Here is a 17,572-nt window from a genome sequence, read left to right as displayed (position 1 = left end):
GGTCCGGCAGCGTCTGCGGATTCGCCGCGACCGGTGCCGCCGCGCTCGCCGCGGACTCGCCGCCCGCCTCGGCGATCAGCCGGCTGGTCTCGAAGGTGAGCTTGCGGAAGATCACCATGTCGTACGCATGGGTCGTATCGAAATACGACGGATGCGCAGGATTGGTGGCGTCGATCAGGTGCAGGTCCAGCACCGGCGCGCCGGTGAGCGCCTGCACGCTGTCGCGCCAGGCCGCCGGCGCCGCGCTGACCTCCTCGATCGGCGTGTCGACCCACACGAAGCGGGCCGCTGCGTTGCCGGCGAGAAAGTCGCGCGCCTCGTCGAGCGAGGCGAGCTGGTGGACCTGGCTGGCGGAAAAACCTAGCAGCTGCATCCGGGCCGGTTCAGCGCGTGAGCAGGCGGGCGGCGTCGCGCGCGAAATAGGTCAGGATGCCGTCGGCGCCGGCGCGGCGGAAGGCCAGCAGCGATTCCATCATGACCTTGTCGTGATCCAGCCAGCCATTCTGCGCGGCGGCCTTGAGCATCGCGTACTCGCCGCTGACCTGGTAGACGTAGGTGGGGAAGCGGAACTCGTCCTTCACGCGGCGCACGATGTCCAGGTACGGCATGCCCGGCTTGACCATCACCATGTCGGCGCCTTCCATGATGTCCTGCGCCACTTCGCGCAGAGCCTCGTCGGTATTAGCCGGATCCATCTGGTAGGTCATCTTGTTGCCCTTGCCCAGGTTCGCCGCCGAGCCCACCGCGTCGCGGAAGGGGCCGTAGAACGCCGAGGCATACTTGGCCGAATAGGCCATGATGCGGGTATGGATGTGGCCGTTGTCCTCCAGCGCGGCGCGCACCGCGCCGATGCGCCCGTCCATCATGTCCGACGGCGCCACGATGTCCACGCCGGCCTGTGCCTGCGTGAGCGCCTGCCTGACCAGGATCTCGACCGTGACATCGTTGATCACATAGCCGTTGTCGTCGAGCACGCCGTCCTGGCCGTGGCTGGTGTACGGATCCAGCGCGACGTCGGTCAGCACGCCGAGTTCGGGGAAGCGGTCCTTCAGCGCGCGCACGGCGCGCGGGATCAGGCCTTCGGCGTTGGTGGCCTCGATGCCGTCCGGCGTCTTCAGCGCCGGGTCGATCACCGGGAACAGCGCGATCACCGGGATGCCCAGCTTGACGCAGTCCTCTGCCACCGGCAGCAGCAGGTCCACCGAGACGCGCTCCACGCCCGGCATGGACGCCACGCTTTCGCGCTGGTTCTGGCCGTCGAGGATGAAAACCGGGTAGATCAGGTTGTCCGGCGACAGGCGGTTTTCGCGCATCAGCCTGCGCGAGAAGTCATCGCGGCGCATGCGGCGTGGACGGTACTCGGGGAAAGTGGACATGGCTTGAGGATGAGGGATCGGAAGGAATGGCGGGAGTGGCCGCGCCGCCGGCCGCGATTGGCTGGCGAGTGCTCGAGCAGGCCGCTCCGAAAGAAAAACTAAACTTTTGATCGTGCCCGCTATCATACTCGCGGACACTCTGTGTTGCGCTTGCGTGATGCAGCGTCCCCCGCTACTCCTCCCTGAGCGGGTACCCGCCTTCAACCGGCGGGAAAGTTCGCCCCCGTTGCTTGCAACGGGGTTTTTTTTGCCTTGCGTTTTTGTCGCCTCGCCGCCGCGCGCGGGCGCGGTTTGCGCAGCGGCGGGTACGCGCCGGAGCCTATTCCGTGGCGGGGCCGGGCGCGCCTTCGGCAGGCGCGGGCTCCGTGCCGGGCGCCACCGGCGGTTGCGCCTCGGGCAACGCCATCCACCCGGCCACCACGCGCTGGGCTTCCTCGATGCCGCGGCGCTTGAGGCTGGAGAACAGCTGCGCGGTCAGCGGCACCGGCGTGTCGAGCTGTTCGGCGTAGCCGGCCAGCACCTTGCGCGTTTCGCGCAAGGCCTGGGCATTCTCGCTGTTGGTCAGCTTGTCCGCCTTGGTCAGCAGCACGTGGATCGGGCGGCCGGTGGGCAGGAACCACTCCACCATCTGGCAATCCAGGTCGGTAAACGGCCGGCGCGCGTCCATCATCAGCACCAGCCCGGCCAGTTGCGTGCGGGTCTGGACGTAGTCGCTGAGCAGCCCCTGCCAGTGGAACTTGGCCGAGCCCGATACCTGTGCGTAGCCGTAGCCGGGCAGGTCGACCAGGAAGGCCAGCGGATCCGGCGCCTTGACGGGCGCCACCGAGAAATAATTGATGTGCTGCGTGCGGCCCGGCGTGCGCGAAGAGAAGGCCAGCCGCTTCTGGTTGCACAGGATATTGATGGCGGTCGACTTGCCGGCATTGGAGCGGCCGGCAAAGGCCACTTCCGGCACCGCCGTGGCAGGCAGGTCGCGCAGGTGGTTGACGGTGACGAAGAAGCGGGCCTGATGTAGGAGGGACATGCGCGTGGGCAATGAGGCGGGTCGGCGGCAGCTGGGCGCGAGACGTTGGAGCTGCCGGCGTGATCGCGCCGATGTGAGTGAGGCGGGCGGCACATATGCCGCCTGATTGGCCGGGGGTGACGTCGGGCCGCGTCGCGGCGCGCACATCCTCTATCCGGCACACGATTTATTGTACAATAACGCGGTTAACGGCCTCCCGATTGGGTGACGCGTGGCATCCTTGGCCCGCGTCATTTCAGGAGGGAAGCCTTGCGTGTCCGTTCCATCGTGGTAGCGCGGCCTCTCAGTTCCGGTCTCGTTGCGGCGGCGCCAAGAACCGGCGCCGGCACAGCGAGGCAAGCAAGGGCCGGGGGTCTGCTACCTGGATATTCGCACGGTCCGCCACATCCGATCGATTCGTTCGCACGGGCGTGGCGCCATCCGGGTCGCGTCTGGGCGTTGTCTGTTCAGGCGGCCGGGCGGCCGTCGTGATGAATTTCCGATGTCAAAGTCCCAGTCCTGCGCGTCCTCACCGCGGGCAGGGGGCTGAACGGCGTGCTCCGTGGAATTCAAAACAATTCAGACAAGGTGTGCGAATGAACCGCATTGCGAAACTTCTGGCTGTCGTGGCGCTGGCTCTGCCTGCAACCGCCATGACGGGTCTGGCATCTGCAGCCGAGCAGCCCGCCGCGAAGGCCGACCCGGCCAAGGGCGAAACGCTGTACACGCAAGGTGCCCCCGATCGCAATGTGCCCGCCTGCCTGAGTTGCCACGGCGCCAACGGCAACAGCGGCGGCGCCGCCAATCCGAAGCTGGCCGCCCAGCATCCCGAATACGTCCACAAGCAGCTCGACGACTTCAAGGCCAAGAGCCGCAGCAACGCCATCATGTCGCCGTACGCGGCCGCCCTGTCCGATCAGGAAATGAAGGACGTCGGCGCCTACCTGGCCAAGCAGGCCCTGAAGCCCGCCACCGCCAAGAACAAGGACACCATCGAAGCCGGCCAGAAGATCTACCGTGGCGGCATCGCCGCCAAGGGCGTGCCGGCCTGCGCGGCCTGCCACGGCCCCAACGGCTCCGGCATCCCGGCCCAGTACCCGCGCATCGGCGGCCAGTGGTCCGAGTACACCGAGGCCCAGCTCGTCGCGTTCCGCCAGGGCACGCGCAAGAACAATTCCGTGATGACCACGATCGCCGCCAAGATGTCGGACGCCGAGATCAAGGCTGTCGCCGACTACGTCGCCGGCGTGCGTTGAGAGGTCAGTTCAGACGAAACCCTGGCGTCATTGCGCTGCTGGCCGCGCCTGCGGTACTGTCGCCAGGCTTCTCCCTGAAAACAACCTCACCAAGTCGTTCCGCGCCGGCGCAAGCAAGCGGCCGGCAGCAATCGAAGAGGGTGGCCTGCGCGAGCAAGTCCACCCTCTTTTTATTTGATGGCCCAGGGCCACACTGCATATGTCGAGCGCTTCCACCTCAGGACTGCACCTGAAGACCTCCCACCGCCTGCTGCGCGACGCGGTGGAGCTGCTGTCGTCGATGCGTTTCGCCATTGCGCTGCTGACGGTGATCGCCATCGCCAGCGTGGTGGGCACGGTCCTCAAGCAAAACGAGCCGTATCCCAACTACGTCAACCAGTTCGGGCCGTTCTGGGCCGACCTGTTCCACACGCTGTCGCTGCAGAAGGTCTACGGCTCCTGGTGGTTCCTTCTGATCCTGGCCTTCCTGGTGATCTCCACCTCGCTGTGCCTGACCCGCAACGCGCCCAAGATGGTCAACGACATGCGCTCGTGGAAGGACCATGTGCGAGAGCGCAGCCTGCGTGCCTTCCATCACCGCGCCGAGTTCGATGCCGGCCGGCCGCGCGCCGACGCGGTGGCGCGCCTGTCCGCGCTGCTGGCCAACCGGGGCTACCGCATCAAGACCGTGCCGCATGAGGGCGCCACCCTGCTGGCCGCCAAGGCGGGCGCGGCCAACAAGCTCGGCTATATCCTCGCGCATACGGCCATCGTGGTGATCTGCATCGGCGGCCTGCTCGACGGCGACATGCTGATCCGCGCGCAGATGTGGTTCGGCGGCAAGACGCCGATCAGCGGCAATGCCGTGATCAACGACATCCCGCCGCAGCACCGCCTGTCGGTCAACAATCCGGGCTTCCGCGGCAATGCCTTCGTGCCGGAAGGCTCGACGGTGTCCACCGCCATCCTCAATATCGCGGACGGCGCGCTGGTGCAGGACCTGCCGTTCAATATCACGCTGAAGAAATTCACGGTCGAGCATTACTCGACCGGCATGCCCAAGCTGTTCGCCTCCGACGTGATCATCACCGACCGCGCCACCGGCCGCCGCACCGAGGCCACGGTCAAGGTCAACGAGCCGCTGGTGGTGGATGGCGTGGCCATCTACCAGTCGAGCTTCGAGGACGGCGGCTCCAGGCTGAAATTCGTCGGCTACCCGATGCAGGGCGGCAGCGACAAGACCTTCGCCTTCGCCGGCACCGTGGGTGCCAACACGCCGCTCGCCGGTACCGGCAGCGCCGCGGATGCCGAGGGCCTCACGGTGGAGTTCAGCGACTTCCGCCTGATGAATATCGAGAACGTCACCGACGCCTCCGGCAAGCCCGACGCACGCGGCGTGGCGCGCAAGTCGTTCAATGAGAAGCTCGAATCCCACCTCGGCTCGGCCGTCAATCCCGAGCGCGCGAAGGAGTTGCGCAACGTGGGCCCGTCGGTGCAGTACAAGCTGCGCGACCGCAACGGCCAGGCGCGCGAGTTCAACAACTACATGGTGCCGGTGCAGCTGGACGGCCAGACGGTCTTCCTGGCCGGCATGCGCGACTCGCCCAGCGAGCCGTTCCGCTACCTGCGCATTCCCGCCGACGAGCAGAACAGCGTGGCGGACTGGATGCGCCTGCGCGCCGCCTTGCAGGACCGCGCGCTGCGCGGCGAGGCGGCGCGCCGCTTCGCGCTCGCCTCGATGCCGGGCGCCGATCGCGAGACCCTGCGCGGCCAGCTGGCCGAAAGCGCGCTGCGCGCGCTCGACCTGTTTGCCGGCGCCGCGCGCAGCAATCCGCAGGCGCCGCCGGGCGGCTTCACCGCCATCGCCGGGTTCCTGGAGAAGTCGGTGCCGCCGGCCGAGCAGCAGAAGGCGGCCGACGTCCTGCTCAAGATCCTCAATGGCGCGATGTGGGAGCTGTGGCAGCTGGCGCGCGCCCAGGACAAGCTGCCGGTCGTGCCCAACAGTGCCCAGAGCGGCGCTTTCCTGCAGCAGGCGATCAACGCCCTGTCCGACGGCTTCTTCTACACGGCACCGGTTTTCCTGCAGCTCGACGACTTCACCGAGGTCAAGGCCAGCGTGTTCCAGATGACCCGTGCACCAGGAAAGAACATCGTGTATCTTGGCTGTCTGCTGCTGGTGCTGGGCGTGTTCTCGATGTTCTACATCCGCGAGCGCCGGGTCTGGGTCTGGGTCAAGGATCGGGGCGCCGCGGCGGCGGATACCGAGGCCGCCGGGGACGGCAAAGACGGGCAGGGCGCAGCCAGCCACGTGCTGATGGCCATGTCCACCCAGCGCCGAACGCTGGATTTCGAGAAGGAATTTGCCGCCCTGCGCGATGACGTCGGCAGGGCAGCCGGCAGCGCAGGTGATGCAGTTGACGCCGGCGACGCCGGCAAGGGCAAGCCGGCCACGCATTGAACGAGGCCAGCCCCCGCAATCAAGCAGGAACCACTATGTCTTCGAATGTGAATCAGGCCAGGACGGCGATGCCGGCGAGCGCGCCCGCACGTGCCGCAGACGGTGCCGACCAGGCTTACCTGGAACCGTCCTTCCTGCGCCGGCTGGGATGGGCCGACTGGCTGTTCGCGCTGTTGCTGGCAGTGGGGGCGGGCTTCGCGCTCACGCGCTACGGCGAGTGGATGAACGTCTACGACAAGGGCGTGCTGATCGCCGCGGTGCCCACCTTTGCGCTGCTGGGCTGGCACTGGAAGCCGCTGCGGCTGCTGATGGTGGCACTGGCGGTGTTGTCGCTGTTCGCCATCCAGCTCTATCACGGCCAGCTCGCGCGTGCCGAGCAGGCTTTCTTCCTCAAGTACTTCCTGTCGAGCCAGTCGGCCATCCTGTGGATGAGCGCGCTGGTGTTCCTGTCCACGCTGTTCTACTGGGGCGGCCTGCTGGCGCGCGCCGAGACCGGCCTGCAGATCGGCAGCAAGATGGCGTGGGCGGCGGTGGTGCTGGGCTTCACCGGCATGCTGGTGCGCTGGTACGAGTCGTACCTGATCGGCGCCGACATCGGCCACATTCCCATCTCCAACCTCTACGAAGTGTTCGTGCTGTTCACGCTGATCACTTCGCTGTTCTACCTGTACTACGAAGGCCACTACGCCACCCGCGCGCTCGGGCCGTTCGTGATGCTGGTGGTGTCGGCCGCGGTCGGCTTCCTGCTCTGGTACACGGTCAGCCGCGACGCCAGCGAGATCCAGCCGCTGGTGCCCGCGCTGCAGAGCTGGTGGATGAAGATCCACGTGCCCGCCAATTTCATCGGCTATGGCACCTTCGCCCTGGCTGCGATGGTCTCGGTGGCGTACCTGCTCAAGCAGCACGGCATCCTCGCCGAGCGCCTGCCCGCGCTCGAAGTGCTGGACGATGTGATGTACAAGGCCATCGCCGTGGGCTTTGCCTTTTTCACCATCGCCACCATCCTCGGCGCGCTGTGGGCGGCCGAGGCCTGGGGCGGCTACTGGAGCTGGGATCCGAAGGAGACCTGGGCGCTCATCGTCTGGCTCAACTACGCGGCCTGGCTGCACATGCGCCTGATGAAGGGCCTGCGCGGCACGATGGCGGCGTGGTGGGCGCTGGTGGGCTTGCTGGTGACGACCTTCGCCTTCCTTGGTGTCAACATGTTCCTCTCCGGCCTGCATAGCTACGGCGAACTCTGATCCGGATGCTGCGCTGCAAGAAGAAAGCCCGCCGAGAACCCGGCGGGTTTTTTTTCGCCCATATGGAATAAAGTCGTCACATCCGGTGTTTACTGAAGGGACGGCGCCGGCTGGCGGCGCCGCATCGCAATCGCATGGAGACACCCATCATGGCCCGTTCCCGTCTTTCCGCTTTCCCGTCCCTGACTTCGCTGTCACGTCCTGCCGCGCTCGCCCTGGCCTGCTCCGCCGTACTGCTGTCCGCCTGTTCGGGCATGGGTGGCATGGGCGGTGGCGGCGGCAATATGCCGCCCACGGTGAAGGTCGCCAACGGTGCGCTGACCGATCCGCAAGGCCTGACGCTCTATACCTTCGATCGCGACGGCGGCGACAAGAGCGTGTGCAACGGCGCCTGCTCCACCAACTGGCCGCCGCTGATGGCCTCGCCGGGCACCAGCGCCATGGGCAGCTACACCATCATCACGCGCGACGATGGTTCCAAGCAGTGGGCCTACCGCGGCAAGCCGCTGTACCGCTTCGCCAAGGATGCCAAGCCGGGCGACCGCACTGGCGACAACTTCAACAACGTCTGGCACGTCGCCACGCCCTGAACGCGGCGCGTGCAGCCTGAGGGCATGGACGGCTTCGACCGCCAGCTGGTCGCGCTGGCGCCGCGCCTGCGGCGCCACGCGCGCGGCCTGACCGGGGACGCGGCGAGCGCCGACGACCTGGTGCAGGACACGCTGGAGCGCGCCCTGCGCTACCGCTGGCGCTTTCGCCTGCGCACCGGCGCCTGGTGGGGCGACGGCGCCGACGGGTTGCTGTCCTGGCTGCTGACGATGATGCACAGGCTGCGCATCAATGCTTACCGGCGTGCCGATCTCGTGACCTTTGCCGACACCCTTCCCGACGTACCCAGTGCTGCGCCCGGACCCGCCCTCGGGCTGGACCTGGAGAGGGCGCTCGCCCGCCTGCCCGAAGCCCAGCGCGCGGTGATGCTGCTGGTTGGCCTGGAGCAGTTCACCTATGCCGAGACGGCGCAATTGCTGGGCGTGCCGGTCGGCACGGTGATGTCGCGCCTGGCGCGCGCGCGCGAGCAGATGCGCGAGCTGCTCGATGGCAGCCCGGCCGCGCCACACGCCGGCGCCGCCGGTGGCGTGCATGGTCTGCAGCGAGTCAAGTGATGTCCCCGATCAGCGAAACCGATCTCCACGCCTATGCGGACGGCCAGCTCGACCCGGCCCGCCGCGCCGAGGTGGAAGCGTTCCTGGCGGCCCATCCCGAGGCCGCCGCGCGGGTCAGCGCATGGCGCCGCCAGACCGGAGAGCTGCACGCCGCGCTGGATGGCGTGCTCAATGAAGCCGTGCCCCTGCGCGCGCTGCCCCCGAGGCTGCAAGGCCGCGCCGCCGGGCCGGCACGGCGCATGGCGGGCTGGGGCATGGCGCTGGCCGCGAGCCTGGCGTCGCTGGCGATCGGCGGCGCGGCCGGCTGGCTGGCCCATGGGCGTGCCGATGTCCTCGCCGCCAGGACGCCTTCGGTCGAGCGCTTCGCGCGCGATGCGCTGGCCAGCCACGTAGTCTACGCGCCCGAGGTGCGACATCCGGTCGAGGTTGCCGCGGTGGACGAGACGCACCTGGTCGCCTGGCTGTCCAAGCGGCTTGGCGCGCCGCTGCGCGTGCCCGACCTGCGTGCCCAGGGCTTTCGCCTGATCGGCGGGCGCCTGGGCGTGGCCGAAGGCGGCCCGTCCGCCATCCTCATGTACGAGGCCGATGACGGCAACCGGGTCTCGTTGCAGCTGCGGCACATGGCGTCCGGCACCCCCGACACCGCCTTCCGGCTGGAGAGCCTGCCCGGCACCCCCGGCACCACGGCGTTCTACTGGGTGGACCGCGACCTCGGCTTCGCCCTGGCCGGCCCGCTCGGGCGTGCCGCGTTGCTGGCGCTCGCGCAAGCCGTGTACCACCAGTACCAGGGCGGCTGAGCCCGCCGACGCGGACGCGAAAAAGCTGTCAGGATTCGTCCGCACCAAGCGACTGAGCATGAGATCCGATCGCGCAGGCGGCCTCCCGTGGGCAGGTGTGCGCGAACAAGCATGCAACGAGGAACCATAACGATGCTGATTCCCTCTCCAAAATGGCTGCGCGGCGACGATATCGCCGCCAGCGAGATCACGCCGCGCGGCGTCTTCGATGCCCGTCGGCGCCTGATGGCAATGGCGGCGGCAGGTGCCGTCGGGGGCACGCTCACGCCCTGGTTCTCGCGCCGGGCGCTGGCCCAGACGCCACACGGGCAGAAGCTGCCGGCGACGCCCAACAACGCCTACGTGGTGCCGGAAAAGCGCACGTCGTACGAGGACATCACCACGTACAACAATTTCTACGAATTCGGCACCGACAAGTCCGATCCGTCGCGCAATGCCGGCACCCTGCGCACGCGGCCGTGGCAGGTCGCCGTCGAAGGCCTGGTGAAGAAGCCCAAGGTCTACGATATCGACGAACTGCTGCGCCTGATGCCGCTGGAGGAGCGCGTCTATCGCCTGCGCTGCGTCGAAGGCTGGTCGATGGTGATCCCGTGGAGCGGCTATTCGCTGGCCGAGCTGATCCGCCGCGTGGAGCCGCAGGCCGGGGCCAGGTACGTGGAATTCGTCACCCTCGACGACAAGAAGCAGATGCCCGGCGTCAGCAGCCGCGTGCTTGACTGGCCGTACACCGAGGGCCTGCGCATGGACGAGGCCATGCATCCCCTGACGCTGCTCGCATTCGGCCTCTATGGCGAGGTGCTGCCCAACCAGAACGGCGCGCCGGTGCGCGTGGTGGTGCCGTGGAAATACGGCTTCAAGAGCGCCAAATCCATCGTCAAGATCCGCTTTGTCGACAAGCAGCCCAGCACCAGCTGGAACCTGGCCGCGGCACAGGAATACGGCTTCTATTCCAACGTCAACCCGGAAGTGGACCATCCGCGCTGGAGCCAGGCCACCGAGCGCCGCATCGGCGAGGACAAGGGCGGTGGCGGCTTCAGCGCCCTGTTCGCACCCAAGCGCAAGACGCTGCCGTTCAACGGCTACGCGCCGCAGGTGGCGTCGCTGTACCAGGGCATGGACCTGAGGAAGTTCTTCTGATGGCGACGCCGGACTTGTCCCCGCCGCGCGTCGCGGCGCCTGGGGCGCGTCCCGCGCGCCGGGCCGGGCAAGCGGGTCAGGCGGGCCTGGCTCCCGGCCGCGTGCGCGCCGTCAAGGCGGCCGTGTGGCTGCTGGCGCTGCTGCCCTTCCTGCGCCTGCTGCTGCTCGGCTTCACCGGTCAGTTCGGCGCCAACCCGCTTGAGTTCGTCACGCGCTCGACCGGCACGTGGACCCTGGTGATGCTGTGCGCCACGCTGGCGGTGACGCCGCTGCGGCGGCTGAGCGGCTGGAACTGGCTGGTCCGCCTGCGGCGCATGCTAGGCCTGTTCGCCTTCTTCTACGGGCTGCAGCATTTCCTGCTGTGGCTTGCCGTGGACCGGGGCTTCGACGTGGCCTACATGATCAAGGACATCGCCAAGCGTCCGTTCATCACGGTGGGGTTTGCCGCCTTCGTGCTGTTGGTGCCGTTGGCGGCCACCTCGACCAACGCCATGGTCAGGCGCCTGGGCGGCAAGCGCTGGCAATGGCTGCATCGCTCCATCTACGCCATTGTGGTGCTGGGCATCCTGCACTTCTGGTGGCACAAGGCGGGCAAGCACGATTTCGGCACGGTATCGATCTACGCCGCGGTGGTGTTCGTCCTGCTCGCCATGCGGGTCTGGTGGTGGTGGCGCAGGCCGGCGCCGCAGCCGGCACGCCGCTGAGGCACGCACGCACCCAGCCAGACGGCGGGCGTCAGAGATAGCGCTGTCGGCCACCACCACGCGCCAGCCCTGGTGCGCCAAGCGGCGCGGGCCGGCGGGCGAGTGGGTCAGCCCTGCAGCAGGCGCTCGTCGCGGAACAGGTCTTCCACGCGTTCGCGGCCACGCACCAGGTGCACGTCGTCGCCGTCGACCATCACCTCGGCCGCGCGCGGGCGGGTGTTGTAGTTGGAGCTCATGACGAAGCCGTAGGCACCGGCCGACATCACTGCCAGCAGGTCGCCCGGCTGCACCGACAGCGCGCGGTCGCGGCCGAGCCAGTCGCCGGATTCGCACACGGGGCCGACGATGTCGTAGGTCACGGGCGCGACCTGTGCCGCTTCGCGCAACTGCACGGGTTCGATGCGGTGGTAGGCCTCGTACATGGCGGGGCGCGCCAGGTCGTTCATGGCCGCGTCGACGATGCAGAAGTTCTTGGCCGCGCCCGGCTTGAGGAATTCCACCTGCGTCAGCAGCACGCCGGCATTGCCCACCAGCGAGCGGCCCGGCTCGAACAGCACTTCGCGATGGCCATGGCCGCGCTCGGCCACGCGGTCGAGCAGGGTGCGGGCGAAGCCGGTGATGTCCGGCGGAGTCTCGTCGTCATAGGTGATGCCGAGACCGCCGCCGACGTCGATGTGCTCGAGCTTGATGCCTTCGCGCTCGAGCGCCTCGACCACGTCCAGCACCTTGTCCAGTGCTTCCAGGTAGGGCGAGACCTCGGTGATCTGCGAGCCGATGTGGCAGTCGATGCCGGCCACTTCCAGGTGCGGCAGCGCGGCCGCGGCACGGTAGGTCGGCAGCACGTCCTCGAAGGCCACGCCGAACTTGTTGCCCTTCAGGCCGGTGGAGATATACGGGTGGGTCTTGGCGTCCACGTCCGGGTTGATGCGCAGCGACACGCGCGCGCGCTTGCCCATGCGGCCGGCCACGGCGTTCAGGCGGTCCAGCTCGGGGATCGATTCCACGTTGAACGACAGCACGTCGTGCGACAGCGCGAGTTCCATCTCGGCGGCGGTCTTGCCCACGCCCGAGAACACCACCTTGCGCGGATCTCCGCCCACCGCCAGCACGCGCTGCAGCTCGCCCCCGGACACGATGTCGAAGCCTGCGCCGAGCTTGGCGAAGACCTGCAGCACGGCCAGGTTGGAGTTGGCCTTCATGGCGTACTGCACGCGCGCGCGGCGGCCCTGGCACGCCGCGGCGTAAGCCTGGTAGGCGGCGCTCAGCGCGGCGCGCGAGTACACATAGGTGGGGGTGCCGTATTCGGCAGCGATACGCGCGAGCGGTACGTGCTCGACGGCAAGCGCGCCGTCGTGGCGATGGAAGAAGGCGGTCATGGTTACTTGGCGGTGGGGGTGGCGGCCGGGGCCGGCGCGGTATCGGTGGCCGGGGCGGGCGCCGCGGGGGCGGGACTGGGCACGTTCGGCAAGCTCGGATTGCCCAGGCCGGGGTCCGGCACGGCCGGCTTGGCCGGCGCGGCCGGTGGCCGGGGCATCGTCAGCGGGCCGCGGATGCCGCATCCCGAGAGCAGGGGCATCGCAAGGCTGGCGGCAATCGCCGATACAATCGCAACACGACGCAACATCGGGTCGTCCTAGAAGAGTCGTCCCGACCCGTCCCCGCAGCGGGGCCCGGGCTGGCGGGACCAACGAAAATACGAAACTTGATTCAACACGCTACCGGCCGGGCGACACGCGAGTGGCGCTGGCCGGGCGGTCTTGGAGTTTAGCATGCCCCCCATGAGTGAAAGCGAGTTCCTGGCCCTGGCCCAGCAAGAGCTGGACAGGCTGGAGAGCGCGGTGGAATCGGCCGCCGACGCGGCCGATGCCGACATCGAAATCAACCGCGCCGGCAACCTGATCGAGCTGGAATTCGAAGACGGTTCCAAGATCATCGTCAACAGCCAGGCGCCGATGCAGGAGCTGTGGGTGGCGGCGCGTTCGGGCGGCTTCCATTTCCGCCATGATGGCCGGCAATGGCTGGATACGCGCGGGGGAGGGGAGTTGTATGCGGCGCTGTCGGACTACGTGAGCCAGCAGGCCGGGGTGAAGCTGAAGCTGGTCTGAGTGCTGTGTGCCGGCGTCCTGGCGAACGCCGGCACTGATAGCACTGATACGGAACGATCCCGTCGGGCGCGGCTCAGCCGCCGCCGCCGAACATCTCCAGGATCCGTTTCTTCTCGCCTTCCACGTCAGCCGGGGACTGCGAGCTCTCGTCCGGCTTGCCGGGCCACGGATCGCCCAGCCCCACCGAAGCCACGCCGGCGCCGCCGGCATTTTCTTCGAAGGTCCAGTCGCCGGCCACCATGACCACGCCCTCGGGCGCCTGCCGCTCGGGGATCTCGGGCACGCCCTTGAGCATCTTGCCCATATAGCCCACCCAGATCGGCAGCGCGAGGCCGCCGCCGGTTTCGCGCACGCCCAGGCTCTTGGGCTGGTCGTAGCCCATCCATGCGATCGCCACCAGCTTGGGCGTGTAGCCGGCGAACCAGGCGTCAACGGCGTCGTTGGTGGTGCCGGTCTTGCCGGCCAGGTCGTTGCGGCCCAGGCGTTGCTTGGCACTGTTGGCCGTACCGGAGCGCACCACTTCGCGCAGCATCGAATCGGCGATAAACGCCGTGCGTGCATCGAGCACGCGAACCGCGTCCGCGCCGGCGCGCTGCGGCTTGGTCTCGGAGATCACGTTGCCGCGCGCGTCGACCACCTTGTGGATCAGATAGGGATTGACGCGGTAGCCGCCGTTGGCGAACACCGAGTAGGCGCCCGCCATCTGCAGCGGGGTGACGCTGCCCGCGCCCAGCGCCATCGGCAGGTAGGCCGGGTGCTTGTCGGCGTCGAAGCCGAAGCGCGTGATGTAGTCCTGGGCGTACTGGGTGCCGATGGCGCGCAGGATCCGCACCGACACCAGGTTCTTGGACTTGGCCAGCGCGCGGCGCATGGTCATCGGGCCCTCGAACTTGCCGTCGTAGTTCTTCGGCTCCCACACCTGGCCGCCGTTGTCGGCGATCGAGATCGGGGCGTCGTTGATCACGGTGGCGGGCGAGAATCCCTTCTCCAGCGCGGCCGAGTAGATGAACGGCTTGAAGCTCGAACCGGGCTGGCGCCAGGCCTGCGTCACGTGGTTGAACTTGTTGCGGTTGAAGTCGAAGCCGCCCACCATCGAGCGGATCTCGCCGTCTTCCGGGTTGAGCGAGATAAAGGCCGCCGAGACCTCGGGCAGCTGCGTCACCGACCACGCGCCCTTTTCGTCCTGCGTCACGCGGATGATGGCGCCGGGCCGGATCTTGGCCTTGGGCTGCGCGTTGGCCGCCAGAGACGGCGCGATGAAGCGCAGCGCCTGGCCTTCGATGGTGGCGACTTCGCCCGACAGCAGCGTGGCGGTGACCTGCCTGGCGGACACGCTGGTGACCACGGCGGAGCGCAGGTCGTCGCTGCCCGGGTGTTCCAGCAGCGCGTCGTCGATGGCCTGCTCGCGCTCGTCGGCGCCGGAGGGCAGGTCGATGAAGGCCTCGGGGCCGCGGTAGCCGTGGCGGCGCTCGTAGTTCATGATGCCGGAGCGCACCGCCTCGTAGGCTGCGTCCTGGTCCTGCTTGTTGAGCGTGGTGTAGACCGTCAGGCCGCGCGTGTAGGTTTCCTCGCGGTATTGCGCGTACATCAGCTGGCGCACGATCTCGGCCACGTATTCGGCGTGGGTGGAGAATTCGTTGCCCTCGCCGCGCACTTTCAGCTCTTCGTGGATGGCCTTGTCATATTGCTCGGGCGTGATGTAGCGCAGGTCGCGCATGCGCTGCAGGATGTATTCCTGGCGCACCTTGGCGCGCTTGGGATTGACCACAGGGTTGTAGGCCGAGGGCGCCTTGGGCAGGCCCGCCAGCATGGCGGCCTCGGCCGGCGTCACGTCCTTGATCGACTTGCCGAAGTACACCCGGGCCGCGCTGGCGAAGCCATAGGCGCGTTGCCCGAGGTAGATCTGGTTCATGTACAGCTCGAGGATCTGGTCCTTCGACAGGTTGGCCTCGATCTTGTAGGCCAGCAGCATTTCATACAGCTTGCGGGTATAGGTCTTCTCGCTGGAGAGGAAGAAGTTGCGCGCCACCTGCATGGTGATGGTGGACGCACCTTGCGACAGCCCGCCGCGCAGGTTGGCCAGGCCGGCGCGCAGCACGCCGACGAAGTCCACGCCGCCGTGTTCGTAGAAGCGGTCGTCCTCGATGGCCAGCACCGCTTTCTTCATGACGTCCGGGATCTCGGCGATCGGCACGAAATTGCGGCGTTCCTCGCCGAACTCGCCGATCAGCACGTTGTCGGCCGTGTAGATGCGCAGCGGGATCTTGGGGCGGTAATCCGTGATGGTGTCGAGCGAGGGCAGGTTCGGTGCCGCCACCAGCAATGCGTATCCGAGCAGCAGCGCCACCGCCACGATGCCGGCCACCAGCAGGCCCAGTACCCAAAAGGTTGCCCGCATCCAGATCGGACGGCGGGCGGGCAGGGACGGCTTCTGTTGTGCTGTGGCCATAAGGGAAATACCTAGTTAGAGGTGCCGGGGATTATATCTCCGGGGATTGGGTGCTCCGGACGTGCTGTGGCGCGAGCGTCGCTATCGGGCTGTTACAAGATGTAATGCGATTTAGATCTGCATGAAACGCGGCGAGGGGCGGAGCGCAGGGGCGGCGGGGTTCCGTGGGATTTTGACAACGCTTTATGTGGGGTGCTCACGAAAAGCAATCGTGGTCAAACCGGCACATTGCAAGCGCCCCACGTTTTTGTGAGAATCCATCAACTAAAAGAGCAAAACGTTTCATCCAAGAAACAAAACAGACTCGCCAAATTAGAGCTAGCAAGCCAAGGCGAGTTCAACGGTCAGGGGGTCACCTTGCGGCGAGGTATCTTGTCGGGGTTGTTGCGCCGTACGACGGTCGGCGTGGACATCGGGTCGTCCAGCGTGAAGGTAGTCGAGCTGTCCGTGGGCAGTGGCAAGACCGACTATCGGCTGGAAAAATGCGCCAGCGAGTTGCTGGATCGCAATGCCGTTGCCGATGGCAACGTGGTCAATATCGAAGCGGTGGGCATCGCCCTGAAGCGAGCGCTCGGCAAGGCCGGGATTCGCGGCAAGGAGGTTGTGCTCGGCGTGCCTTCGATGCTGACGGAATCGCAAACCGTCAGCCTCCCGGACAACCTGTCCGAGGATGAACTCTACGTACAGGTGGAATCGGAGGCGCACCGTCTCTATCCCCCCTCCCAGGCCGTCAATTTCGACTTCGCCGTGATCGGTCCCAGCGAGACCGAGGGCGGCATCGGCGTGCGCGTGACCGCTGCCAACAGCGACCGCGTGCAGGAACGCGTGACCGCCGCCGCTCACCCAGAGCGCGGCGCGCATGTTCACGCTGGACGCGCTCAAGGCCGAGATCAAGAAGCGCAAGAACACGCTGCCCGAATCGTGGCGCACCCAGTTGCTCAGGCCTTCGCTGGAAGCGCTGGCGGTCGAGGTGCAGGGCGCCGTGCGCAACTTCCTGTCTGCGTCGAGCATCGGCCGGGTCGACGAGATCCTGCTCTCCGGCGGGCATGCCTCGCTGGTCGGCGTGCAGGCCGCGATCGAGCAGCAGACCGAGATCACCACCACGCTGGCCAACCCGTTCGCCAACATGATGACTGCCGGCAAGGTCAACGAGCGCTATCTCCAGCGCGACCTGCCGGCCTACATCGTGAGCGCCGGGCTTGCGCTGCGCGGCCTGCAGTAAGCCAGCGAGGAAAGCCGCATGCCTACCAACACGATCCCGACAGTCAACCTGCTGCCGTACCACGAGGCCCGCAAGGCCTCGCGCCGCAAGAAGGTCTACACGCTGCTCGGCTGCGCGGCCGGGGCCGGCGCGCTGGTGGTGCTGCTTGGCGGCCTGTACATCGACAGCCGCGTCGAAGCGGTGGCCGGGCTGAACCAGGTGCTCACCGTCGAGAACAGCCGCCTGGACCTGCAGATCCGCGAAGTCAATTCGCTGCGCAAGGACATCGAAGGACTGCTGCAGCGCCAGAAGGCCATCGAAGGCCTGCAGAACGAACGCAACCGGCCCGTGCAGCTGCTCGAGGAACTGGTGCGCCAGGTGCCCGAGGGCGTCTACCTGACCACCCTCAAGCAGACCGGCGATGCCTTTACCGTGACCGGCATCGCCCAGTCCAACGAGCGCGTGTCGGAGCTGTTGCGCAACTTCAGCCTGGTGGACTGGCTGGACAAGGCCGAGCTGGTCGAATCCAAGGCCGTGATGATGACCAACAACCTGCGCGAGCAACGGCGCCTGTTCGACTTCTCCATGCGCTTTGCCTACCGCGCGCCAGAGACGCCGGATGACGCGAAGGGCGGCAAGAACGGCAAGGCCGGCGCCGCCAGCGGTGTTGCGGCGCAAGGCGCCCAGGGCGGGAAGGGCTGAC

The 17,572-nt window shown here is 67.4% G+C and carries 15 protein-coding genes and 2 pseudogenes; 11 read left to right on the top strand and 6 right to left on the bottom strand.

Features of this window, described 5'->3' with window-relative positions; genetic code table 11:
• The 3 genes and pseudogenes from AC1DKV_RS04430 to yihA form a co-directional block, all read right to left on the bottom strand.
• A pseudogene (locus AC1DKV_RS04430) lies at nt 1-373 on the bottom strand (magnesium transporter CorA family protein); the annotation flags it as partial.
• A 10-nt stretch (nt 374-383) separates the two neighbouring features.
• Complete coding sequence (gene hemB / locus AC1DKV_RS04425; RefSeq protein ID WP_441617969.1) at nt 384-1,376, bottom strand: porphobilinogen synthase; 993 nt, start codon at nt 1,374-1,376, stop codon at nt 384-386.
• A gap of 319 nt (nt 1,377-1,695) precedes the next feature.
• Nucleotides 1,696-2,400 (bottom strand): ribosome biogenesis GTP-binding protein YihA/YsxC, encoded by a 705-nt coding sequence (gene yihA, locus AC1DKV_RS04420; RefSeq protein WP_477137499.1) that lies wholly within the window; start codon nt 2,398-2,400, stop codon nt 1,696-1,698.
• Between the two features lie 575 nt (nt 2,401-2,975).
• Between yihA and AC1DKV_RS04415 the strand changes: the two genes are divergently transcribed.
• From AC1DKV_RS04415 to msrQ, 8 genes are all read left to right on the top strand, one after another.
• A complete protein-coding gene (locus AC1DKV_RS04415; protein ID WP_441617974.1) occupies nt 2,976-3,635 on the top strand; it encodes a c-type cytochrome in 660 nt (219 codons plus the stop codon).
• A gap of 199 nt (nt 3,636-3,834) precedes the next feature.
• Nucleotides 3,835-6,072: a cytochrome c biogenesis protein ResB gene (locus AC1DKV_RS04410; protein ID WP_441617976.1), complete on the top strand. Its 2,238-nt coding sequence runs from the start codon at nt 3,835-3,837 to the stop codon at nt 6,070-6,072.
• Nucleotides 6,073-6,140: 68 nt separating this feature from the next.
• Nucleotides 6,141-7,313 (top strand): c-type cytochrome biogenesis protein CcsB, encoded by a 1,173-nt coding sequence (gene ccsB / locus AC1DKV_RS04405; protein WP_441618166.1) that lies wholly within the window; start codon nt 6,141-6,143, stop codon nt 7,311-7,313.
• Nucleotides 7,314-7,462: 149 nt separating this feature from the next.
• Nucleotides 7,463-7,903 carry a COG4315 family predicted lipoprotein gene (locus AC1DKV_RS04400; RefSeq protein ID WP_441617978.1) on the top strand — a complete coding sequence of 147 codons (441 nt, stop codon included), beginning with the start codon at nt 7,463-7,465 and terminating at the stop codon, nt 7,901-7,903.
• A gap of 24 nt (nt 7,904-7,927) precedes the next feature.
• Nucleotides 7,928-8,476 carry an RNA polymerase sigma factor gene (locus tag AC1DKV_RS04395; protein WP_441617980.1) on the top strand — a complete coding sequence of 183 codons (549 nt, stop codon included), beginning with the start codon at nt 7,928-7,930 and terminating at the stop codon, nt 8,474-8,476.
• Nucleotides 8,476-9,273, top strand: a complete 798-nt coding sequence (locus tag AC1DKV_RS04390) for an anti-sigma factor family protein (protein ID WP_441617982.1) — start codon at nt 8,476-8,478, stop codon at nt 9,271-9,273. The genes AC1DKV_RS04395 and AC1DKV_RS04390 overlap by 1 nt, the downstream gene beginning before the upstream one ends.
• Before the next feature lie 132 nt (nt 9,274-9,405).
• Nucleotides 9,406-10,410 carry a protein-methionine-sulfoxide reductase catalytic subunit MsrP gene (gene msrP, locus AC1DKV_RS04385; protein ID WP_441617984.1) on the top strand — a complete coding sequence of 335 codons (1,005 nt, stop codon included), beginning with the start codon at nt 9,406-9,408 and terminating at the stop codon, nt 10,408-10,410.
• Entirely contained in the window at nt 10,410-11,114 is a 705-nt protein-coding gene (msrQ, locus tag AC1DKV_RS04380) for a protein-methionine-sulfoxide reductase heme-binding subunit MsrQ (protein WP_441617986.1), read from the top strand. The genes msrP and msrQ overlap by 1 nt, the downstream gene beginning before the upstream one ends.
• Before the next feature lie 107 nt (nt 11,115-11,221).
• Here msrQ and lysA read toward each other — a convergent pair whose 3' ends face one another.
• A complete protein-coding gene (lysA, locus tag AC1DKV_RS04375; RefSeq protein ID WP_441617988.1) occupies nt 11,222-12,490 on the bottom strand; it encodes a diaminopimelate decarboxylase in 1,269 nt (422 codons plus the stop codon).
• Nucleotides 12,491-12,492: 2 nt separating this feature from the next.
• The gene (locus AC1DKV_RS04370) at nt 12,493-12,738 is read right to left on the bottom strand and encodes a hypothetical protein (RefSeq protein ID WP_441617990.1); all 246 of its coding nucleotides are present in this window, start codon (nt 12,736-12,738) and stop codon (nt 12,493-12,495) included.
• A gap of 145 nt (nt 12,739-12,883) precedes the next feature.
• Between AC1DKV_RS04370 and cyaY the strand changes: the two genes are divergently transcribed.
• Entirely contained in the window at nt 12,884-13,219 is a 336-nt protein-coding gene (gene cyaY / locus AC1DKV_RS04365; protein WP_441617992.1) for an iron donor protein CyaY, read from the top strand.
• Nucleotides 13,220-13,292: 73 nt separating this feature from the next.
• Here the strand turns inward: cyaY and AC1DKV_RS04360 are convergent, their stop codons facing one another.
• Entirely contained in the window at nt 13,293-15,668 is a 2,376-nt protein-coding gene (locus AC1DKV_RS04360) for a penicillin-binding protein 1A (RefSeq protein ID WP_441617994.1), read from the bottom strand.
• A 372-nt stretch (nt 15,669-16,040) separates the two neighbouring features.
• On the opposite strand from AC1DKV_RS04360, the pseudogene pilM reads away from it, so the two are divergent.
• Both pilM and AC1DKV_RS04350 read left to right on the top strand, forming a co-directional pair.
• Nucleotides 16,041-16,890 (top strand): annotated as a pseudogene (gene pilM / locus AC1DKV_RS04355) (pilus assembly protein PilM).
• Between the two features lie 18 nt (nt 16,891-16,908).
• Nucleotides 16,909-17,571: a PilN domain-containing protein gene (locus tag AC1DKV_RS04350; RefSeq protein ID WP_441617999.1), complete on the top strand. Its 663-nt coding sequence runs from the start codon at nt 16,909-16,911 to the stop codon at nt 17,569-17,571.
• Nucleotide 17,572: the final 1 nt, after the last annotated feature.

The organism is Cupriavidus sp. 05T41, from assembly GCF_056396525.1.
Note: the sequence above shows the minus strand (reverse complement) of the source record. Positions and strands in the feature narration are given on the sequence as shown.